Origin of the sequence: Allobosea sp. TWI1241, assembly GCF_039673065.1 — a bacterium.
GTDB lineage: Bacteria > Pseudomonadota > Alphaproteobacteria > Rhizobiales > Beijerinckiaceae > Allobosea.
This window is the reverse complement of sequence record NZ_JBDJKW010000007.1, coordinates 222634-242206: the sequence shown is the minus strand read 5'-3', so window position 1 is coordinate 242206 and position 19573 is coordinate 222634. Positions and strand designations below refer to the sequence as shown.

At 71.0% G+C, this 19573-nt stretch carries 17 protein-coding genes; 6 read left to right on the top strand and 11 right to left on the bottom strand.

The genetic code is table 11. The features are described 5' to 3' along the window. Positions 1–267: 267 nt before the first annotated feature. From ABE438_RS11870 to ABE438_RS11850, 5 genes are all read left to right on the top strand, one after another. Positions 268–1833 (top strand): pseudouridine synthase, encoded by a 1566-nt coding sequence (locus tag ABE438_RS11870; RefSeq protein WP_465248604.1) that lies wholly within the window; start codon positions 268–270, stop codon positions 1831–1833. Between the two features lie 8 nt (positions 1834–1841). Then, positions 1842–2402, top strand: a complete 561-nt coding sequence (rsmD, locus tag ABE438_RS11865; RefSeq protein ID WP_346502828.1) for a 16S rRNA (guanine(966)-N(2))-methyltransferase RsmD — start codon at positions 1842–1844, stop codon at positions 2400–2402. A gap of 398 nt (positions 2403–2800) precedes the next feature. Further along, complete coding sequence (locus ABE438_RS11860) at positions 2801–3448, top strand: hypothetical protein (protein ID WP_346502827.1); 648 nt, start codon at positions 2801–2803, stop codon at positions 3446–3448. Continuing rightward, entirely contained in the window at positions 3445–3816 is a 372-nt protein-coding gene (locus ABE438_RS11855; protein ID WP_346502826.1) for a DUF2019 domain-containing protein, read from the top strand. The genes ABE438_RS11860 and ABE438_RS11855 overlap by 4 nt, the downstream gene beginning before the upstream one ends. 44 nt (positions 3817–3860) lie before the next feature. Beyond that, positions 3861–4232 carry a DUF2019 domain-containing protein gene (locus tag ABE438_RS11850; protein ID WP_346502825.1) on the top strand — a complete coding sequence of 124 codons (372 nt, stop codon included), beginning with the start codon at positions 3861–3863 and terminating at the stop codon, positions 4230–4232. Positions 4233–4254: 22 nt separating this feature from the next. Here the strand turns inward: ABE438_RS11850 and mutL are convergent, their stop codons facing one another. The 9 genes from mutL to ABE438_RS11805 form a co-directional block, all read right to left on the bottom strand. Beyond that, a complete protein-coding gene (mutL, locus tag ABE438_RS11845) occupies positions 4255–6084 on the bottom strand; it encodes a DNA mismatch repair endonuclease MutL (RefSeq protein ID WP_346502824.1) in 1830 nt (609 codons plus the stop codon). A gap of 170 nt (positions 6085–6254) precedes the next feature. After that, a complete protein-coding gene (locus ABE438_RS11840; RefSeq protein ID WP_346502823.1) occupies positions 6255–7577 on the bottom strand; it encodes a glucose-6-phosphate isomerase in 1323 nt (440 codons plus the stop codon). A 35-nt stretch (positions 7578–7612) separates the two neighbouring features. Further along, positions 7613–8905, bottom strand: coding sequence for a M16 family metallopeptidase (locus ABE438_RS11835; protein WP_346502822.1), 1293 nt, complete (start codon positions 8903–8905; stop codon positions 7613–7615). A gap of 62 nt (positions 8906–8967) precedes the next feature. Further along, entirely contained in the window at positions 8968–10260 is a 1293-nt protein-coding gene (locus ABE438_RS11830; RefSeq protein ID WP_346502821.1) for a M16 family metallopeptidase, read from the bottom strand. Between the two features lie 169 nt (positions 10261–10429). After that, complete coding sequence (locus ABE438_RS11825; protein ID WP_346502820.1) at positions 10430–11083, bottom strand: hypothetical protein; 654 nt, start codon at positions 11081–11083, stop codon at positions 10430–10432. A gap of 73 nt (positions 11084–11156) precedes the next feature. After that, positions 11157–11702 carry a signal peptidase II gene (lspA, locus tag ABE438_RS11820; RefSeq protein WP_346502819.1) on the bottom strand — a complete coding sequence of 182 codons (546 nt, stop codon included), beginning with the start codon at positions 11700–11702 and terminating at the stop codon, positions 11157–11159. Continuing rightward, on the bottom strand, positions 11699–14692 hold the full coding sequence (gene ileS / locus ABE438_RS11815; RefSeq protein WP_346502818.1) for an isoleucine--tRNA ligase: 2994 nt from the start codon (positions 14690–14692) through the stop codon (positions 11699–11701). The genes lspA and ileS overlap by 4 nt, the downstream gene beginning before the upstream one ends. A gap of 214 nt (positions 14693–14906) precedes the next feature. Next, the gene (locus ABE438_RS11810) at positions 14907–15926 is read right to left on the bottom strand and encodes a bifunctional riboflavin kinase/FAD synthetase (protein ID WP_346502817.1); all 1020 of its coding nucleotides are present in this window, start codon (positions 15924–15926) and stop codon (positions 14907–14909) included. A 66-nt stretch (positions 15927–15992) separates the two neighbouring features. After that, positions 15993–16451, bottom strand: a complete 459-nt coding sequence (locus ABE438_RS11805; RefSeq protein ID WP_346502816.1) for a MaoC family dehydratase — start codon at positions 16449–16451, stop codon at positions 15993–15995. A gap of 272 nt (positions 16452–16723) precedes the next feature. Here ABE438_RS11805 and ABE438_RS11800 point away from each other — a divergent pair, with 272 nt between their 5' ends. Continuing rightward, positions 16724–17107, top strand: a complete 384-nt coding sequence (locus tag ABE438_RS11800) for a response regulator (protein ID WP_346502815.1) — start codon at positions 16724–16726, stop codon at positions 17105–17107. Positions 17108–17117: 10 nt separating this feature from the next. Here ABE438_RS11800 and ABE438_RS11795 read toward each other — a convergent pair whose 3' ends face one another. Together ABE438_RS11795 and ABE438_RS11790 are read right to left on the bottom strand one after the other, a co-directional pair. Further along, positions 17118–17975, bottom strand: a complete 858-nt coding sequence (locus tag ABE438_RS11795) for a TIGR01459 family HAD-type hydrolase (RefSeq protein WP_346502814.1) — start codon at positions 17973–17975, stop codon at positions 17118–17120. 87 nt (positions 17976–18062) lie between these two features. Further along, positions 18063–19508: an EAL domain-containing protein gene (locus ABE438_RS11790; protein WP_346502813.1), complete on the bottom strand. Its 1446-nt coding sequence runs from the start codon at positions 19506–19508 to the stop codon at positions 18063–18065. Positions 19509–19573 lie beyond the last annotated feature (65 nt).

The window sequence follows — 19573 nt, the reverse complement described above, 5'->3', positions numbered from 1 at the left end:
GGCCCGGGCCGCGAGCGCTTCGGCGACCGCCCCGCCGGCCCCGGCCGCTTCCCGCGCAAGGACGGCGAGAGGCCGCGGCAGGATCGCGACGAGGGCGGACGCCCGGCGCGCGCCGGCCGCTCCGAAGGCGGCTATGGCGGAGAGCGCTCCGGCTACGGCCAGCGCGAGAATCGCGGCGACCGTTTCGACCGGCCGCGCGCGCCCGCTGGCCGCAGCGCCAATCCGACCCGCACCCGGCCCGACCGCGCGCATCGCAACGCCGCCGAGATCGCCGATACGGTGAACCTCGCGCCGGCCGCGCCGCAGGAGCCGGAGCGCATCGCCAAGGTAATGGCACGCGCCGGCGTCGCCTCGCGCCGCGACAGCGAGGCGATGATCGCCGAGGGCCGCGTCAGCGTGAACGGCACGGTGATCGACAGCCCGGCGCTCGATGTCGGCCCGGCCGATGTCGTGCTCGTCGACGGCGAGGCCCTGCCCGCCCGCGAGCGCACCCGGCTCTGGCTCTATCACAAGCCCCGCGGGCTGGTGACGACCAATCACGACCCGGAAGGCCGCCCGACCGTGTTCGACGCGCTGCCGGAAGACCTGCCGCGCGTGCTGTCGATCGGCCGGCTCGACATCAACACCGAGGGCCTGCTGCTCCTGACCAATGATGGCGGACTGGCGCGCATGCTCGAGCTGCCGGAGACCGGCTGGCTCCGGCGCTATCGCGTCCGCGCCTTCGGCCAGGTCACCCAGGACCGGCTCGACACGCTGCGCGACGGCGTCACCATCGACGGCGTGCATTACGGCCCGGTCGTCGCCCAGTTCGAGCGCGAGCAAGGCGCCAACACCTGGCTGACGGTCGATCTGCGCGAGGGCAAGAACCGCGAGGTCAAGACGATCCTCGAGCATCTCGGCCTGCAGGTGAACCGGCTGATCCGGATTTCCTTCGGCCCGTTCCAGCTCGGCGACATCCCCGAGGGCGAGGCCGAGGAAATCCGCTCGCGCGTGCTGCGCGACCAGCTCGGCGCCGAGCTGATGGCCAGGGCCGGCACCGATTTCGAATCGCCGCGCCGCGACGAGGCCCCAGTTCCCGCTCCTGCCCGCAGTGCCGCTCCGGCCGCCCGCGGCCGCGCCGCGCCCGGCGCCGAGGATCGCCCGCGCCGCCGCCGGGCCGAGCCCGAGCCGGTCAAGGATCTGCGCGGCGACAAGCCGTGGAACCGCGGCGTCTGGCGCGACGAGGACAGCGAGACGCCGCGCACCCGCCGCACCCCGCCGCGCCGCGGCGCGGATCCCAAGGAAGAGCGCCAGGCAAGGGCCGAGGACGGTTCGCTGGTGCGCGTGCGCGACAAGGCAATCGCCGATCCGAAGGGCCGGCGCGTCAAGGTCGAGCGCGTCAGCAGCCGCGACGCCGCCCCGGCGCGCGAGGAAGCCGGCCGCGATCGCGGTGGCGAGGCGCCTTGGCAGGCCAGCGGCGACTGGGCCGAACGGCCGCAGCGCACCCGCCACAAGAGCGGCGAGGAGCGCGGCGAGCACCGCCCGGCGCGCGAGAGCTTCGGCGAGGAACGCACGCCCGGCCGCGGCGGCTTCGGCAAGGGTTCGTTCGGCAAGCCCTCGTTCGGAAAGACGGGGGGTGGCAAGTCCAGCTTCGGTAAGCCCGGTGGCCGCAGCTTCGGCGACAAGCCGGCCGGCGGCCGCTCGGGCTTCTCCAAGCCCGGCTTCGGCAAGGGGCCGCGCAGCGAAGGGGCGCGGGGCGGAGGCCCGCGCGGCAGCGCCCCGCGTGGCGGCGGTCCCGGTCGCTCCGGCGGCGGCGGACGCCCGTCGCGTCCCGGCGGCGGCAAGCGCGACTGAGCCCGGCCATGCGCATCGTCGCAGGCCGCCTCGGCGGGCGTTCGCTCGCCGGCCCGAAACCCGGTATCGGGGCGATCCGACCGACCTCGGATCGCCTGCGGGAATCGCTGTTCAACGTGCTCGCGCACGGCCATGACGACGCGGTTTCCGGCGCGCGGGTGCTCGACCTGTTCGCCGGTACCGGCGCCATGGCCTTCGAGGCGCTGTCGCGCGGGGCTGCCTTCGCCCTGCTGGTCGACGACGGCACCGAGGCGCGCGGGCTGATCCGCGAGAACCAGATGACGCTCGGGCTGGCGGGCCATAGCCGCGTCTTCCGCCGCGATGCCACGCGCCTCGGCCCGATCAGCGGCATGGCGCCGTTCGACCTCGTCTTCTGCGACCCGCCCTATGGCAAGGGCCTCGGCGAGAAGGCGCTCGTCTCGGCGCGCGCGGGCGGCTGGCTGGCGCCGGACGCGCTCGTGCTGCTGGAGGAAGCGGCCGGCAGCGAAATCACGCTGCCGGAGGGCTTCGCCGAGCACGAGCGGCGCGGCTATGGCGAGACACAGGTGCGGTTCCTGCGTGCGGGCTGACGCCCGACCTCGCCCTGACAGCCTGAGCTCACGGAAAACCACGCCGTCGTCCCGGAGCGCCCGCAAGGCGAGCCGGGAACGCCTCAGCACGTCATGTCATCGGAAATCCCGATCGCCCACGCCTCGGTCCGCTTCCGCGGTGTCGATCGCTTCCGGGCCGTTCGCGGACGCAAGGTCCCGGAACGCCGACCTGGCTTCAGCCGAACCCGGCAGGCTCTCCATGTCTCAAGGCAGGGCATAAGCGCGCCTCTTATCCCCGCCCCCAAACGCGCGCCTAATCTCCGCATCCTTCGCGGAGATGAGACGCAAGGATGCAATCCCCACAATCGATCGAAAGACGCCGCGACCGGTCGCGTCTGACCGCAAGGGCGCTTGCCTGCCGGCTTGCCGGCAGGCGCATGATGCTCGCCCTCGAGCGGTTTCAGGCCCTCCTCGGGAAAGGCGGCTTCAATCCCGACCAACCCCGTGTCCCTGCCGGAAGCCGGGAAGGTGGGCAATGGAGCGGCGGAGGCAGCGGTCAGCCGGGCATCGGCGACAATGGCGGGCCGCCTCTCGATCCCACCCCGTCGCCAGAAAGGAAGCCGAAAGAGAAGCCGACGCGGGTACAGGCCGCCAAGGCGCTCGCAAGGGAGATCGCCCGTCAGGCACTGCGCCGTGCCGGCCCGGTCGGCGCGGCGCTCATCGCCATCGAAGCCGGTCACCAGCTCTATGCGGAATACCCCGCGATCCGCTCCTATCAGGATCCGCCGAAAGCGCTCGATGAGCTGCAGGCGGGCGTCGGCAGAGGGCGGCCGGGCTATGAGGACCACCACATCGTCGAACGGAGCGCGGGATCACGCGAGGGCTTCTCGCGGCAGGAGATCGACGGCGTCGGCAACGTCGTCAGCATTCCGAAATACAAGCACCATGAGATCACAGGGTGGTACAATAAACGGAACCCGAATTTTGATTTCCAGACGCCGCGAAACTATCTGCGCGGCAAAGACTGGTCAGAACACGTGAAGATAGGGCATCAAGCTATGCGGACATTCGGGGTTCTGAAATGAAACAGAAAGACCTCGCCGCTCTTTCGAATGCCGAGATCGTCGCCCGCTTCGCACGACTGTGCATCGAACAGTCCGACGCTATGGAGCGGGAGGAGCAGACCCGCGTCAATCGCCTGGTCGGGCAGATTCGTGACCTCGCATTGGAGCTTAAATCCCGGCCGGGGGACCAGCGCCATATCCTGAAGACGCTGTTCGGCCACCACAACATGCAGGTGAGGCTTTCGGCGGCCGAAGCCACCCTCCCTATCGACTATGCCGCCGCGCGGCGCGAAATCCAGGCGATCAGCGACTCGCGCTGGTATCCGCAGGCCGGCGATGCCGGCATGACGCTGTATTTGCTCGATACCAGCATGTCCAAGCTACGCTGAGCGCGGGGCGAGCATTTTGCAATGCAAAAATACGGGGTGCTGACATGAGTCCCGCCGATCTCGCATCGCTCTCGACAGACGCACTTCTGCGGCGCTTCGAGGCCCTCTGCATCCAGCAGTACGACGCGCTCGACCGCAATGAGATCGCAGCGTTCAATCGGCGCTACGACAAGATCCAGGCGATCGAGGATGAGCTCCAATCCCGCCCCGGCGACCAGCGGCGTGTGCTGATGCAGCTTTTCGGCCACCCCAACATGCAAGTCAGGCTGACGGCGGCACGGGCCAATCTCGCAGTCGATTATGCCGCGGCGAGGCGCCAACTCGAGGCCATCGTCGAAGAGCAATGGTTTCCACAGGCGGGGGATGCCGGCATGACGCTCTATTTTCTGGATATGGGCGAAGCCAAGTACGAGTGACGAGTGGCTACCGCCAAACGCCTCACCGTCTCCCGAACAGTTTCTCGATGTCGCTGAGCTTCAGCTCGACATAGGTCGGGCGGCCGTGGTTGCACTGGCCGGAATTCGGCGTCGCTTCCATTTCGCGCAGCAGGGCGTCCATCTCCTCCGGACGCAGGCGGCGGCCGGCCCGCACCGAGTTGTGGCAGGCCATGGTCGCCAGCACATGGTCGAGCCGGCGCTCCAGCGAGCCGGCGTCGCCATGCTCGGCCAGCGCGTCGGCGACGTCGCGGACGATGCCCTGGAGATTGCCGCCGGCGATCGCGGCCGGCGCCTCCCTGACCAGCACGGCGCCGGGGCCGAAGCTCTCGATGCCGAGCCCGAGCGAGGCGAGATCGGCGGCGGCTGCCATCAGCCGGTCGGCATCGACGGGATCGAGTTCGACCACCTCGGGCAGCAGCAGCGGCTGGCTGGCGATGCCGTCGCGGGCGCGCTCGGCCTTGAGCCGCTCATAGACCAGCCGCTCATGCGCGGCGTGCTGGTCGACGATCACCATGCCGTCGCGGGTCTGGGCGACGATATAGGTGCCGTGGACCTGGGCACGCGCGGCGCCCAGGGGGCGGTCGAGCGCGTCCTGCGAGGGCTCGGCGAGATGGGCGCGCGCATCGGCCGACGGCGCGACCACATCGGCGAAGCCGCCCTGCAGCGGCGGCTGGGCGGAGGCCTGCTCGCCGCGGCGCCAGTCCGCGAAAGCGCCGAAGGACGGGCGCTGGATCGACGGCATGCCACCGCCGCCCAGGCTGCCCGCCATGCCGCCGGAGACCACGGCGCGGAAGGCGTCGAGCGTGCGTGCCCCGCCCGTGGTGGTGGCGCGGTGCCCGGCGGCGGCAAGCGCGGCCTTCAGCGCCGAGACCACCAGCCCGCGCACCAGGGCCGGATCGCGGAAGCGGACCTCGCTCTTGGCCGGGTGGACGTTGACGTCGACCACGGCCGGGTCGCAGAGGATGTCGAGATAGAGCACGGGATGCCGGTCGGACGGCACCACGTCGGCATAGGCGCCGCGCACCGCCGAGAGCAGCAGCTTGTCGCGCACCGGGCGGCCGTTGACCGCCATGTGGACGCCGGCCGAAGTGCCGCGGTGGAAGGTCGGCAGGCCGGCGAAACCGTCGAGCCTTATGCCCTCGCGGTCGGCCTCGACCCGCAGGGCGTTCTCTGGGAACTCGCGCCCGAGCGCGCGGCCGAGCCGGCGCAGGCGTCCGTCCGGACCGATCGGCTCGGCCGGCCAGTCGAAGGCGCCGACATGGTCGCCCTCGAGCGAGAAGCGGATTTCGGGATGGGCGATGGCGAGCCGCCGCAGCATGTCGGAGACGGCCTGCGCCTCGGCCCGGTCGCTCTTCAGGAATTTCAGCCGCGCCGGGGTGAAGATGAACAGGTCGCTGACCTCGATACGCGTGCCCGGCGCCGCGGCGGCGGGGCGCACCGGCCCCTTCTCGCCCGCCTCGATCACCAGCGCCGCGCCCTGCGCGGCATCGCGCCGACGCGTGGTGATCGCAAGCCGAGCCACCGAGCCGATCGAGGGCAGCGCCTCGCCGCGGAAGCCGAGCGAGCGGATGGCGAAGAGGTCGCCATCCGGCAGCTTGGAGGTGGCGTGGCGCTCGACGGCCAGCGCCAGATCCTCCGGCGTCATGCCGGCACCGTCGTCGACGACGCGGATCAGCTCGCGCCCGCCGGCACGGATGGTGACCGCGACGGCGCTGGCGCCGGCATCGATCGCGTTCTCGACCAGTTCCTTCACGGCGGCCGCCGGCCGCTCGATCACCTCGCCGGCGGCGATGCGATCGACCAGGACGGGATCGAGGCGGCGGACGGTCATGGGGATACCCCCGTCATTCCGGGATGGCGCGAAGCGACAGGCCCGGACCCCATGACCACGACAGAAAACCGCAACGGGCCGACAATTCCAGCCATGGAAGACCTGAGTTCATGGGTTCCGGGCTCGGGCCTTCGGCCCGCCCCGGAATGACGGCGCACCAGCGGCTCGTCTCAGCCGCGGCCTTCGGCGAGATAGCGCTTGGCGAGGATCTTGGCTTCCTCCACCGCCGGCTGGTCGAAGGGATCGACGCCCATGGCGTAGCCGGTGAGGATGGTCTCCAGCATGAAGTGCATCAGCAGTTCGCCATGCGTCTCCTCGTCGACATGGTCGACATGGATCTTGCGCACGGAGCGGCCATTGCGGGCGAAGGTGTCGATCATCGCCAGCCCCTGCGCGGCGACGAGGTCGCCGATGGTGCGGCCGGCGAAGTCCTGCTCGCCGATCCGCTCCGCCAGGGCGGCGTCGATCGCCGGGCCTTTGCCCTTGTTAGCGACGGTGATCACCGTGAAGAGCTTGTCGCGCGGGCCGGCGAGATAGAGCTGCTGCTGCGAATGCTGGTCGACCGGGCCGAGCGCGCCGACCGGCTGGGTGCCCTGCCCGTCCTTGCCGAGGCTTTCGGCCCAGAGCTGCATCCACCAGCGCGTGAGCAGCGCCAGCTTGTCGCTATAGGGCATCAGCACCGCGATGTTGCGGCCCGAACGCGCCGCGGCGAGGTTGAGGGCGGCGCCCTGCGCGGCGGGCGTCTTCGCCACCGGCTCGCCGGCCAGCACCGGGGCCAAGGCACGCGCCGCGCCGCGCCGCAGCGCGTCGATGTCGAGGCCGAGCACCGCGGCCGGCAGCAGGCCGCAATTGGTCAGCACCGAATAGCGCCCGCCGACGCCGGTATGATGCTCGAGGAAGGGCACGCCGAAGGGCTCGAGCAGCGCGCGCAGGGCGTGCAGCTTGCCGGGCTTCGCCGGTTCCGACAGGCCCTGGAAATGCCAGCCGATCCGGTCCTCGGCGACGCCGGCGCCGCGCAGCGCGGTGATTGCCGCTATGCTCTGGAGCAGGGTCTCGCCGGTGCCACCCGACTTCGAGATCGAGACGAACTTGGTGGTCTTCAGCGGCAGCGTCTTCAGCAGCGTCGCGAAGGTCAGCGGGTCGAGATTGTCGATGAAGTGGACGCGCGGCTCGGGCAGGAAGGCCGAGAGCCCGGCCGTGCCGTAGCCAGTGAGCTGGGCCAGGGTCTGGCCGCCGAGGCTGGAACCGCCGGTGCCGAGCACCAGCACGTCGCTGGCGCCGTCGCGCAGGCGGGCGGCCGCCTCGCGGATGCCGGGCAGGTCGGCGGTATCGGCCGGCAGGCCGAGCAGCGGCAGGGTCTTGTCGCGGGCGTCGCCGCGCAGGCGCTCCAGCGCCGGGGCGAGATCGGCCAGTGCCGTCTCGAAGACCGCATCGGGAATGCCGCCTTCGCCGACACCGGAGACGAAAGCGAGATCGAGGCTTTGCTGCAGCATGGCGTGCTCCGGACAGTCAGAGGAAATGGCTGGGGTCAGACCAGCCCGACGGGGCGGCCGACGGCCTGCACCAGCAGGCGGCCGTCGCCGAACAGGCGGGCGGCGACGCGGCGGACATCGGCCAGCGTCACCGCGGCGAAATGGCGGTTGCGCTCGGCGACGAAGGCCGGATCCTCGCCGCGGATGGCGAGGTTGATCAACTCGCCGGCAATCTTGGGCGAGGTGTCGAAGCGCAGCGCATAGGAGCCGATCAGATAGCGTTTGGCCTCCTCGACCTCGTGCTCGCTCGGTCCCTCGGCCGCCAGCTTGGCGATCTCCTCGCGGATGACGGTCATCGACTCCCCCACGCGGTCGTTGCGGGTCGAGGTGCCGCCGGCGACCAGCCCGGCCCGGCGCATCGGCACCAGGCTGGAGGACACACCATAGGCGAGGCCGCGCTTCTCGCGGACCTCCATGAACAGGCGCGAGGTGAAGGCCGAGCCACCGAGGATGTGGTTGAGCACGCTGGCGGCGATGAAGTCCGGATCGTCCCAGAGCAGGCCGGGGCCGACGAAGCGCAGCACGGTCTGCGGCACGTCCATGTCGATGACATGGGTCTCGCCCAGCCCGGCGAGCGGCAGCGGCGCCTCCACCGGCGCGCGCGGGGCACCGGCGGGCAGGCCGCCGAAGACGTCGTCGATGCGCTGCGCCAGCTCGTCGGCGGTGATGTCGCCGACCGCGACCAGCTTGAGCCCGCCGCGCGCCATCAGCGAGCGCGACAGCGACTTCAGCCCATCGGGCGTCGCCGCCTGGACGCCGGCGATGTCGCCGCGCTCAGGCCGGCCATAGGCGTGGCCGGGAAAGGCTGCGGCGAAGAGCGCATTGCGGCAGATCGCGTCGGGGTTCTGCGCCTGGCGCTGCAGGCCGGCCACCACCTGCGCCTGCACGCGGGCGACGGCGTCGGCGTCGAAGCGCGGCGCGTTGAGCGCCAGCGCCAGCAGCTCGAAGGCGGTATCGCGCTGGCCGGCGAGCGTCTGGAGCTGGCCGTGGAACTCGTCGCGGCGGGCGTCGAAAGAGAGGCTGATCGCGTGGTCGGCCATGCGGCCCTGGAAGGCCTCGGCGTCGAGGTCGCCGGCGCCCTCGTCGAGCAGGCCGGAAACCAGATTGGCGCTGCCGGCGGCGTTCTCGGGATCGAGCCCGGCACCGCCGTCGAAGGCGAAATCGACCGCCAGCAGCGGCAGGGCGTGCTCCTCGACCAGCCAGGCCTCGACGCCGCAGGAGGCGACAACCTTCTGGATTTCGAGGCTCGGGCCGGGCGCGGCGATGGCGGGCGTGATCGGGGCGTTCATGACAGATCCTGACGGCGGGGACGCGAGGCCGCCCGCCAGCTTGGAGAAAGACGGTGGCCGGCTCAGGCGGCGGGCAGCAGCAGGCCGGTGACGGACCGGTCGGGGCGCAGATAGAGACGCGCCGCCTCGACCACCTCGTCGCGGCTCACCGCCTCGATCCGCTGCGGCCAGAGCAGCACGTCCTCGACCGTCTCGCCGACGGCGAGCGAGGAGCCGAAGATGCGGGCGAGCGAAAACTGGCTGTCGCGCGCGAAGATCGTCTCGGCGACCAGCCGGGTGCGGGCCCGGTTGAGTTCGAGCTCGCTCGGCCCGTCGGCGAGGAACTGCGCCAGCGCGGCGTCGAGCCCCTGCTCCAGCGCGTCCATGCCGACGCCGGGGCGCGGGCTCGCCGAGATCTGGAAGGCCGAGCGGTCGACCATGGAGCCCATGAAATAGGCGCCGGCGCCGGCCGCCAGTTCCTGCTCGACGCAGAGCCGGCGATAGAGCCGCGAGGTGGTGCCGCCGCCGAGGATCTCGGCCGCCAGCTCCAGCGCGAAGGCGTGGCTGCGCTCGCCGGCGAGATAGGTCGGCGTCAGCCAGGCACGGCGCAGCGAGGGCTGCTGCACCCGCGGATCGCTCAGCGAGACGCGGCGCGCGGCCCGCGGCGGCGGCTCGGCCGGGCGCTGGCGACGGGGCGCCTCGCCGCGAGCCGGGATGGTGCCGTAGGTCTCCTGCGCCAGCCGCAGCACCTCCTGCGGGTTGACGTCGCCGGCGACCACGAGGATCGCGTTCTCGGGGGTATAGAAGCGCTGGTAATAGGCGAAGGCGTCGTCGCGGGTCAGGCCCTCGATCTCGTGCTCCCAGCCGATGATCGGCGTGCCGTAGGGATGGTGCACGTAGAGGGCGCTGGCGAACTCCTCGCCGAGCTGGGCGGCCGGATCGGCGTCGACGCGCATGCGCCGCTCCTCCAGCACCACGTCGCGCTCGGGCGCCACCACGCTCTCGTCGAAGGCGAGGCCGGTCATCCGGTCAGCCTCGTAGTCCATCATCGCGCGCAGATGTTCCTTCGGCACGCGCTGGAAATAGGCTGTGTAGTCGAAGGAGGTGAAGGCGTTCTCCTGGCCGCCATAGCCGGCGACGATCTTGGAGAACTCGCCCGCCGGCCATTTCGCCGTGCCCTTGAACATCAGATGCTCGAGGAAATGGGCGATGCCGGACTTGCCGGCCGGATCCTCGGCCGAGCCGTTGCGGTACCAGACCATATGGGTCACCACCGGCGCGCGATGATCGGGCGAGACCACGATCTCGAGGCCGTTGGGCAGGCGGAAGGACTCGACGGCGCTCGTCATGCTGCCCGGCGGGGTATGGACCGTCATATGCGCGAACAGCTCCTCGGCGACGGGGCCGCGGCGGGCGCGGCCGTTGGACAATGGGCCATCAGACGAAGACGGCCCGGGCCGGAGAGGCCCGAGCCGCCGCGAGGCTCCGGAAACAGATAGGACGGGACGACGCGGAAAACACCCCGTCCCGTCGCATGCCGGTCAATCAGCGCATGACCTTGCGGCCGACCAGGAACTCGCGCTGGCCCGGGGCCTGCTTGTCTTCCTGCGGACCGGCCGCACCCGGGCCGACCGCGGCGGAGCCGGCCGGACGGCGATAGCCGGTCGGCGGCTCGTGCAGGAACTGGCGCCGCGGCTCGTTGCCGTAGAGCAGATTGTCGGTCTCGGCCTGCGCCTTGCGCGACGCCAGCTCGCGGCCGATGCGGATCGGCTGGATCTGGTTGTTGTAGTTGTTCTGGTCGGGAACCACGTCCTCCGGCCCATTGGTCCGGCGCCCGGTGACGCGGCCGCGGCGCAGCTCGTCCTGCGACATCAGCGGACGGGTGTTGGAACGATGGGTCTCGCTGGTCGAGAACAGGATGTTCGGGCGCTCGCGCTCGGCCTTGCGGCGGGCGACGTCCGGATCGTCCGGCCAGGCGGCGGTGCGGCTGGCGCCCGGCTCCTGCGGCCGGGGCAACGAGGCCGCGGGCGGCACGACCAGCGGGGCGCGCTCGCGATATTCGATATCGGACTTGTCGTTGCCGAGGACCCCGCGCATCAGGTTCTGGAAGAGCATGCCTTCCTGGGCAAAGGCGGGGGTCGCGGCCAGCAGCAGGCCGCTCGCGAGCAGCATGCGCGAAGCGCGGATCCGATGAGCCATGTCCATTCTCCGTTCGGGACCGTTTTCAGGGCCCGTCATGATCGATCGGCGCGGCGAAACGATGGCGGCAGGCTCAGGCGGCGGGCGCCCGGCCCGCGCCGGGCCGGAAGGACTCATACAGAAGACCGGCCACGCCGACAACGATCGCCGCATCGGCGATGTTGAAGATGTACCAGCTGAAGCTGCCGACATGGACGTGGACGAAGTCGACCACCGCGCCATAGACCGCCCGGTCGATGCCGTTGCCGATCGCCCCGCCGATCAGCAGGGCAAGGCTCGCCACCGTCAGCCGGTCGCCCGCGCGCCACATCCAGCGCCCGAGCCAGATCGGCGCCAGGAAAGAGACCGCGACCAGCGCCCAGCGGCCGATATCCGTGCTCTGCTGGAAGAGGCCGTAGGAGATGCCACGGTTCCAGGCCAGCACGAACTCCATGAAGGAGGTGATGCGGAACGGCCCCTCCTCCGCGATGCGGGCGACGAAGAGCAGCCAGAGCTTGAGCGCCTGGTCGGCGAGCAGAACCGCGACCGCGAGCACCACGCCGAAACGGCGCAGCCGGGACTGGTTGGCGGAGGACGCTGCGGCAGCCTCCGTCCCCTGCACGGGCGCGGGGCCGCTCATGCGGCCCCCTTCAGCTCGCGCAGCGCCTTCGCGTCGCGCGGGGTGACCTCGGGATAGCCGGGCTCGGCCGTCGCGGGATCGAAATACTTCCAGGAGCGGGCGCATTTCACGCCGCCGGCGCGGACCGGCACCACGGCGACGCCGGGCACGTCGGCGAGGCGGAAGGCCTCTTCCGGCCCCTCGCCCCCGGCGACGACGAGGCCGGAGGTGATGCAGATCTCGGCGAGATCGAGCCCGCTCACAGCCGCCCGCAGGTCGGGATCGGCGATATGGACGATCGGCGCGGCCTCAAGCGAGGAGCCGAGCCGCTTGGCCGCGCGCTCCAGCTCCAGCGCGCCGGTGACGACGCGGCGGACGCGGCGGACCTTGGCCCAGCGATCGGCGAGCTCCGGATCGGACCAGCTCTCGTCGACCGGCGCGAAGGTCTCCAGATGCACCGAGCCCTCGCCGGACCTGGCCTGCGGATAGCGCTCCAGCCAGGCTTCCTCGGCCGTGAAGACCAGGATCGGCGCCAGCCAGGTGGTGAGGCAGCGGAAGAGCTGGTCGACCACGGTGAGCGCGCTGCGGCGGACATGGCTCGAACGCGGATCGCAGTAGAGCGCGTCCTTGCGCACGTCGAAATAGAAGGCCGACAGCTCGGTGTTCATGAACTGCGAGAGCAGCGTCACGACCTTCTTGTAGTCATAGGTCCGATAGGCATCCTCGACCTGCGGGCCGAGTTCGGCCAGCCGGTGCAGCATCAGGCGCTCCAGCTCCGGCATGGTGGCCGGATCGGCGACGCGGACGCTCTCGTCGAAATGCGCCAGCGTGCCGAGCATCCAGCGCATGGTGTTGCGCAGCTTGCGGTAGGTCTCGACGAAGGTCTTGAGGATCTCCTTGCCGATGCGCAGATCGTCCGAATAGTCGGCAGCGGCCACCCAGAGGCGCAGGATATCGGCGCCGCTGTCCTTGATGACGTCCTGGGGCGCGGTGACGTTGCCCTTCGACTTCGACATCTTCTCGCCCTTCTCGTCGAGACAGAAGCCGTGGGTCAGCACCACGTCATAGGGCGCCCGGCCGCGCGTGCCGCAGCTCTCGAGCAGGCTGGAGTGGAACCAGCCGCGATGCTGGTCCGAGCCTTCGAGATACATCACCCGGTCGGCGCCGCCATCGACGACGCGATGGGTCTTCAGGTCGGCGCGCTTCTCCAGGGTGAAGGCGTGGGTCGAGCCGGAATCAAACCAGACGTCGAGCACGTCGGTGACGCGCTCATAGGCCGCCGGATCGTAGCCGAACGGGGTGAGGAAGCGCGCGCCGTCGGTGTCGGTGAACCAGGCGTCGGCGCCCTCCGCCTCGAAGGCGTCGGCGATGGCGGTGTTGACCCGCTCGTCGGTCAGGACGGTTCCCGTCTCCTTCTCGACGAAGACCGTGATCGGCACGCCCCAGGCGCGCTGGCGCGACACGACCCAGTCGGGCCGATTGGCGATCATGCCGTTGATGCGGTTCTCGCCGGCGGCGGGCACCCATTGCGTGTCCTTGATCGCCTTGAGCGCCCGATTGCGCAGCGTGTCGGCATTGCCCCCCGGCGTCGGGGCCGGCGCCGCCGGATCGGGCGCGCCGGCCTCGCCATAGGGCTTGTCCATGGCGATGAACCATTGCGGCGTATTGCGGAAGATCACCGGCTTCTTCGAGCGCCAGCTATGCGGGTACTGGTGCTTGAGACGCCCGCGCGCCACGAGGTTGCCGCTGGCGGCGAGTGCCTTGATCACCACCTCGTTGGCGTCGCCCTTCTCGCCCTTGTCGGTGATGACCTGGGCGCCCTCGAAGCCGGGCGCCTCCCTGGTGAAGCGGCCATCGGCGTCGACGGTGTAGGGGATGCGGGTCTCGATGCCGTGCGCGGCCAGCCTGCGGCCATTCGCCATCCAGACATCGAAGTCCTCGCGGCCATGGCCGGGCGCGGTGTGGACGAAGCCCGTGCCGGCATCGTCGGTGACATGGTCGCCATCGAGCAGCGGCACGTCGAAATCGTAGCCGTGGCCGCGCAGGGGATGGGCGCAGGTCAGGCCGGCGAGCTGCGCGGCATCGACGTCACTCACCAACTCGAACGCCTCGACCTTCGCCGCCTTGAACACGCCTTCGGCGAGGTTCTTGGCCAGCAGATAGGTCGCGCCGACCTTGGCCCAGTTGCCCTCGGGCGCGGCGGTGACGCGATAGAGCCCGTAGGCGAGCTTGTGGTTGAACGAGATCGCGCGGTTGCCGGGGATCGTCCAAGGCGTCGTGGTCCAGATAACGACGGAGGCGCCAGCCACCGGGCCGGTTCCGATCACCGGGAACGCCACGAACACCGTGTCGCTGACGTGCTCCTCGTACTCGACCTCGGCCTCGGCCAGCGCGGTCTTCTCGACCACCGACCACATCACCGGCTTGGAGCCGCGATAGAGCTGGCCGTTGACGGCGAACTTCATGATCTCGCGGGCGATCTGCGCCTCGGCGGGATAGGCCATGGTCAGATAGGGATCGTCCCAGTCGCCCTCGACGCCGAGGCGCTTGAACTCCTCGCGCTGGATGTCGACCCATTTCTCGGCAAAGGCGCGGCATTCCTTGCGGAACTCGACGACCGGCACGTCGTCCTTGTTCAAACCCTTGGCGCGGTACTGCTCCTCGATCTTCCACTCGATCGGCAGGCCGTGGCAGTCCCAGCCCGGGACATAGTTGGAATCATGGCCGAGCATCTGCTGCGAGCGCGTGACCAGGTCCTTCAGCACCTTGTTCAGCGCATGGCCGATATGGATGTTGCCGTTGGCATAGGGCGGGCCGTCATGCAGCACGAAGCGCGGGCGGCCCTGCGCCGTCTCGCGCAGCTTGCGGTAGAGGTCGATCTTCGCCCAGCGGGCGAGGAGTTCCGGCTCGCGCTGGGGCAGCCCGGCCCGCATCGGGAACTCGGTCTGCGGCAGGAAGAGCGTCTGCGAATAGTCGACGGTCGCGGGCTTGTCGGCGGTCTTGTCGGTCATGATCCGGCTCGGCGATGACGAGGGCGGCCGGTCGGTCCGGGCCTGCCCATCCTTGGAGATGGTCCTGTTCGATGCGCGTCCCGGCCTGCGCGCACACCCGCGCGGTCAGCGCGGGGCGGCAGCCGGGCCGGTAATTCGCCGGGGCGGAACACGGTGCGGAGCGGACATGAGCGGTGTCTAGCGCATTTCGCGGAAGGAGGGAAACGCCGTGCGCTCAGGGCTTGGCCGGCGGCGGCGAGGGGTGCGGCGAGGACGGCGAAAAGGCCGGCGTCGCGGCCAGGATGGCGCGGGCACGCCGGCTGTCGGCGTCCATCTGCGCGATCAGCGCCTCCAGCGTGTCGAACTTCGCCTCGCCGCGCAGCCAGTCGACGAAGGCGACATCGACGACGCGGCCATAGAGATCGCCCTTGAAATCGAAGACGAAGGTCTCCAGCCGCGGGGCGCCGTCGTCGAAGGTCGGGCGGCTGCCGAAGCTCGCCACCCCGTCATGCCAGACACCGTCAATCGCCATGCGCACCGCATAGATGCCGTAGCGCAGACGACAGTCGCGGCCGAGCACCATGTTGGCGGTGGGATAGCCGAGATCGCGCCCGCGCTTGTCGCCATGGACGATCTCGCCGCGCACGAACCAGGGCCGCCCGAGCAGCGCGGCCGCGCGCGCCACGTCGCCCTGTTCGAGCGCGGCGCGCACCAGCGTCGAGGAGACCGGCTCGCCCTGCCAGGACAGAGGCGGCACCACCACGACCGGCACGCCGGCCGCGGCGGCGCGGGCCTGCAGCATCTCCGGCGAGCCGCGCCGGCCGCGGCCGAAATGGAAATCGTAGCCGCAGACCAGCCCGGCCGCGCCGAGCCGGCCGAGCAGCAGCTCGTCGACGAAGGCCTCGGCCTCGATCTCGGCGACGGCGCGGTCGAAGGGGATGACGAGGCAGTCGGCGAGCCCCAGCCCAGCGAGCAGCGCGCACTTTACCGCCTCCGGCGTCAGGCGGAACACCGGCTGGTCGGGGCGGAAGACGCTGCGCGGATGCGGCTCGAAGGTCAGCGCCCCGGCCTGCGCCCCGCGCGCGGCGGCCAGCTCCACCGCGACGCGGGCGAGCTCGGCATGGCCGCGATGCACGCCGTCGAAATTGCCGAGCGCGAGCACCCGCCCGCGCAAAGGCGCGGGCACGGGCGCGCCGGGCGCCAGACGGAAGGCGGCCTGCGCTGGCTGGCACGGCATGGCTGAGAATGAGGTCATGAAGCGCGCTGACGGCGCCGGAAACCCGGCCGGAGGCCGCTGTTTGGCCTCATGCGGCCGACAGCGTCAAGGGGCGGCGGGGCGGCCGCTTCGCCCGGAGGCCGGCATGGCGACCCAGGCCTCGCCCTCCAGCACCGCCTTGCCGTCGAGCAGGCAGTCGCAGAACAGGCGCACCCGGCGCCGCTCCGGCACCAGCTCGACCACCTCGACGCGGGCCGTGACCACGTCGCCGACCCGCACCGGCGCCAGGAAGTTGAGCGTCTGCGAGAGATAGACCGCACCCGGCCCCGGCAGCCGGGTGCCGAGCAGGGCCGAAACCAGGCTCGCAGTCAGCATGCCATGGGCGATGCGCTGGCCGAAGCGGGTGGTCGCGGCATAGCGATCGCAGAGATGGATCGGGTTGGCATCGCCGGACAGTTCGGCGAAGAGCGAGATGTCCCGCTCCATGACCGTGCGCATCAGGCTCTCGCGCTGACCGATCGCGAGGTCCTCGAACGCGTGAACCCGGTAGAGTGCACTCGACATCGCGTGGCGTCTCGGCAGGAGGGGATCGGAGCCCGGACAGCACGGCCACGCCCGGACGCAAGCAGCGTCCCACAGCCTCCCGCGCCGCACCATTGGACTTTGGTGCTCAGACGAAAGTCGGGCGCCCGAACCACTGACGCAGCGGCACGCGCCGACCCGATTAACCGGATCGAAACGCGGGCAGCCTATTTGGCCGAGAGGGTTTCCGCGCCCCGGCGACGAGAGCCCGCCGGCCTGTCCCGGCCCCTGGACGACCTCTTCTGGAGCGCCCCATGGCCCTTGATCCGTCGATGCCGATCCTCGTCGTGGACGATTATCAGACCATGGTTCGGATCATCCGGAACCTGCTGAAGCAGCTGGGCTTCGAGAATGTCGACGACGCCGCCGACGGCAGCGCCGCCATCGCCAAGATGCGCGAGAAGAGCTACGGGCTGGTGATCTCGGACTGGAACATGGAGCCGATGACCGGCTTCGAGTTGCTGCGCAGGGTCCGCGAGGACGAGACGATCGCCTCGACCCCCTTCATCATCGTCACAGCGGAATCGCGCACCGAGAACGTCGTCGCCGCCAAGCGCGCCGGCGTCGACAACTACATCGTCAAGCCGTTCAACGCCCAGACGCTGAAATCCAAGATCGAAGCGGTCTGCGCCGGCTGAAGCCCGCGCCTCACCAGGCGAGTTGCGCGATCGCGTAGTCCGGCTGGTGGCTCTGCGTCGCCAGCCAGGCCTGCAGCGCCGGCTCGTCGAGCGCCAGCGTCGCCTCGGCATGGATGCCGGCCAGGCACATCAGCGCCGGCAGACCGAAGCGCGCGGCGCCCGCGACATCGGTGCGGATGGCGTCGCCCACCGCCAGCATGCGCGCGCGCTCAACCACCTCGCCGCGGATCTCCTGCCCGATGCGGATCGCCAGCTCGTAGATCGGCGCATGCGGCTTGCCGGCATAGATCGCCCGCCCGCCTAGAGCCTCGTAGGCCGCCGCCAGCGAGCCGGCGCAGGGCACCATGCGGCCGCCGCGATCGACCATCAGGTCGGGATTGGCGCAGATCATGGTAAGGTCGCGACGGGCGAAGCCGGCGAGCCGGTCGGCATAGTCGGCCGCCGTCTCGGTCTCGTCGTCAAACAGGCCCGAGCAGACGACATAGCGCGCCTCCTCCGGCCCGACGCGCGGCGCGTCGAGACCGGCGAAGAGCGGCAGGTCGCGCTCCGGCCCGAGATGGTAGAGCGGCTCGCCGGCACGCTGGGCGATCAGGTCGCGCGCCACGTCGCCGGAGGTGACGATCGCGTCGAAGGCGTCGCCGGGCACGCCGAGCTTGCCGAGATGCACCGCGACCTCGGAGCGCGGGCGCGGCGCGTTGGAGACCAGCACGACGGTGGTGCCGCCGGCGCGCATCATGGCCAAGGCCTCGCAGGAACTGCGATAAGGCTCGACGCCGTTATGGACGACGCCCCAGATGTCGCAGAGGCACAGTTCGGTCTGCCCCACGATCGGGGCGACACCGGACAGGAGGCGGGTCGAGGCGGTCACGGCTGGTCTCCGGCTGCTTGCGGCCAGGCTGAATCGCATGGCCGCATGGCGGCTTCATTACCGCCTCGCCGGAGGGGCCGCCAGCGGTTAGGCGCTGGCGCGGCGCAGTACGTCGCGGAAGGCGACGCGCCGAGGCGGCTGCGGCGCGGCCTGGGCCGGCGCGGGATAATCGACGACCTCGGCGGAGGGCAGCGCTTCGGCCGGTGCCGGGGACGGCTGCGGCGCGGGCTTTTCCGCCGGCTCGGCGAAGACTTCGGGCCGGACCGGACGCGGCGGCGAGAACACGCCGCCCTGCGCGTAGCCGACACCGAGCTCGAGCATGCCGGCGACCGTCGGGTCGTCCTCCACACCCTCGGCGACCAGCATGACCGCGCCGCGCTCCAGCAGCGCCGCGAGATCGCCGACCGCGATGTCGGCAGCGCCGCGCGGGGCGGTGTCGGAGAGCAGCGCCGCCGGCACCTTGACCAGGCGCACGCCGCGATCGAGCAGCGAGGGCACGTCGAACCGCAGGTCGCCGACCTGGTCGAGCGCGAAGCGCACGCCGCCGGCCGACATCGCCCCGAGCAGGCCGAGGCTGGACGGATCGAGTAGGCGGAAGACGCGCTGCGGCACCTCGATCACCAGATGGCCGGCATGCTCGCGGTACTTTTCGAGGATGCGGGCGAGAGCGGCGAGCGCCCGCGAGCTGCCCCAGGTCGCCGCGCTGAAATTGCAGGAGACGAAGAGATCGCCGCCCTTGCCGCCGAGATGGCGGGCGATCGCCAGTGCCCGCGTCAGCACCAGCGCGTCGAGCGTCGGGCCGAAGCCGCGCTCCTCGACGATCGCCAGGAACTCCTCCGGCATCAGCAGGGTCTTCTCGTCGAGCCGCAGGCGCACCAGCGCCTCATAGCCGCGCGTCCGGCGCTGCGGCAGCTGCACGACGGGCTGGAGATGCACCTCGACCTGGCCGCGGGCCAGCGCCTCGCCGATCAGCGCGGCGCGCTCCTCCTCGGCGGCGCGGCGGGCCTCAGCAGCGGGATCCTCGCGCACCGCGAGCGGCGAGAGAACCTCGGGAACGGCAGGCTCGACCACGGCCAGCGCCGGGGCGGCCCGTTCGCTGCGGGCCGCGGCGCGCTTCTCCTGCATCAGCCTGATCTGGTCGTCATGGTCGCCGAGCGTGGTCGCGACCTGCTGCAGCAGGTCGCCGAGCAGGCCGACCTCGGCGGTGAGCTCGTTGAGCATGGCGCGCGACGGCGCGGCGTCCGCCTCGCTCATCGGCGACTGCTCGAGCCGCTGCGCCAGCGCGTCGACGCGCATGGCGTTGGTCGCCATGCGGACCTTGACCTCGCCGAGCAGCGCCAGCACCCGGTCGCGCTCGTCGACGAGGCGCCGGCGTGCCAGCACCGCGGAGCCGGCCAGACCGAGCCCGGCCGAGAGCAGCCCGACGGCATTGGCAAGCCCGCCCGGCAGCAGGAGCATCGCCGCCGCGCCCACGGAGAAGCCGGCGACGCCGCTGGCGGCCGGGGGGAGAGCGCTGAGGCGGATGCGAGCCAAGGGCCTAGCTCACGCTGGACGGGTTTAAGGGAACGCTGGCGAGCGGCGAATCACCGCCGCGCCGA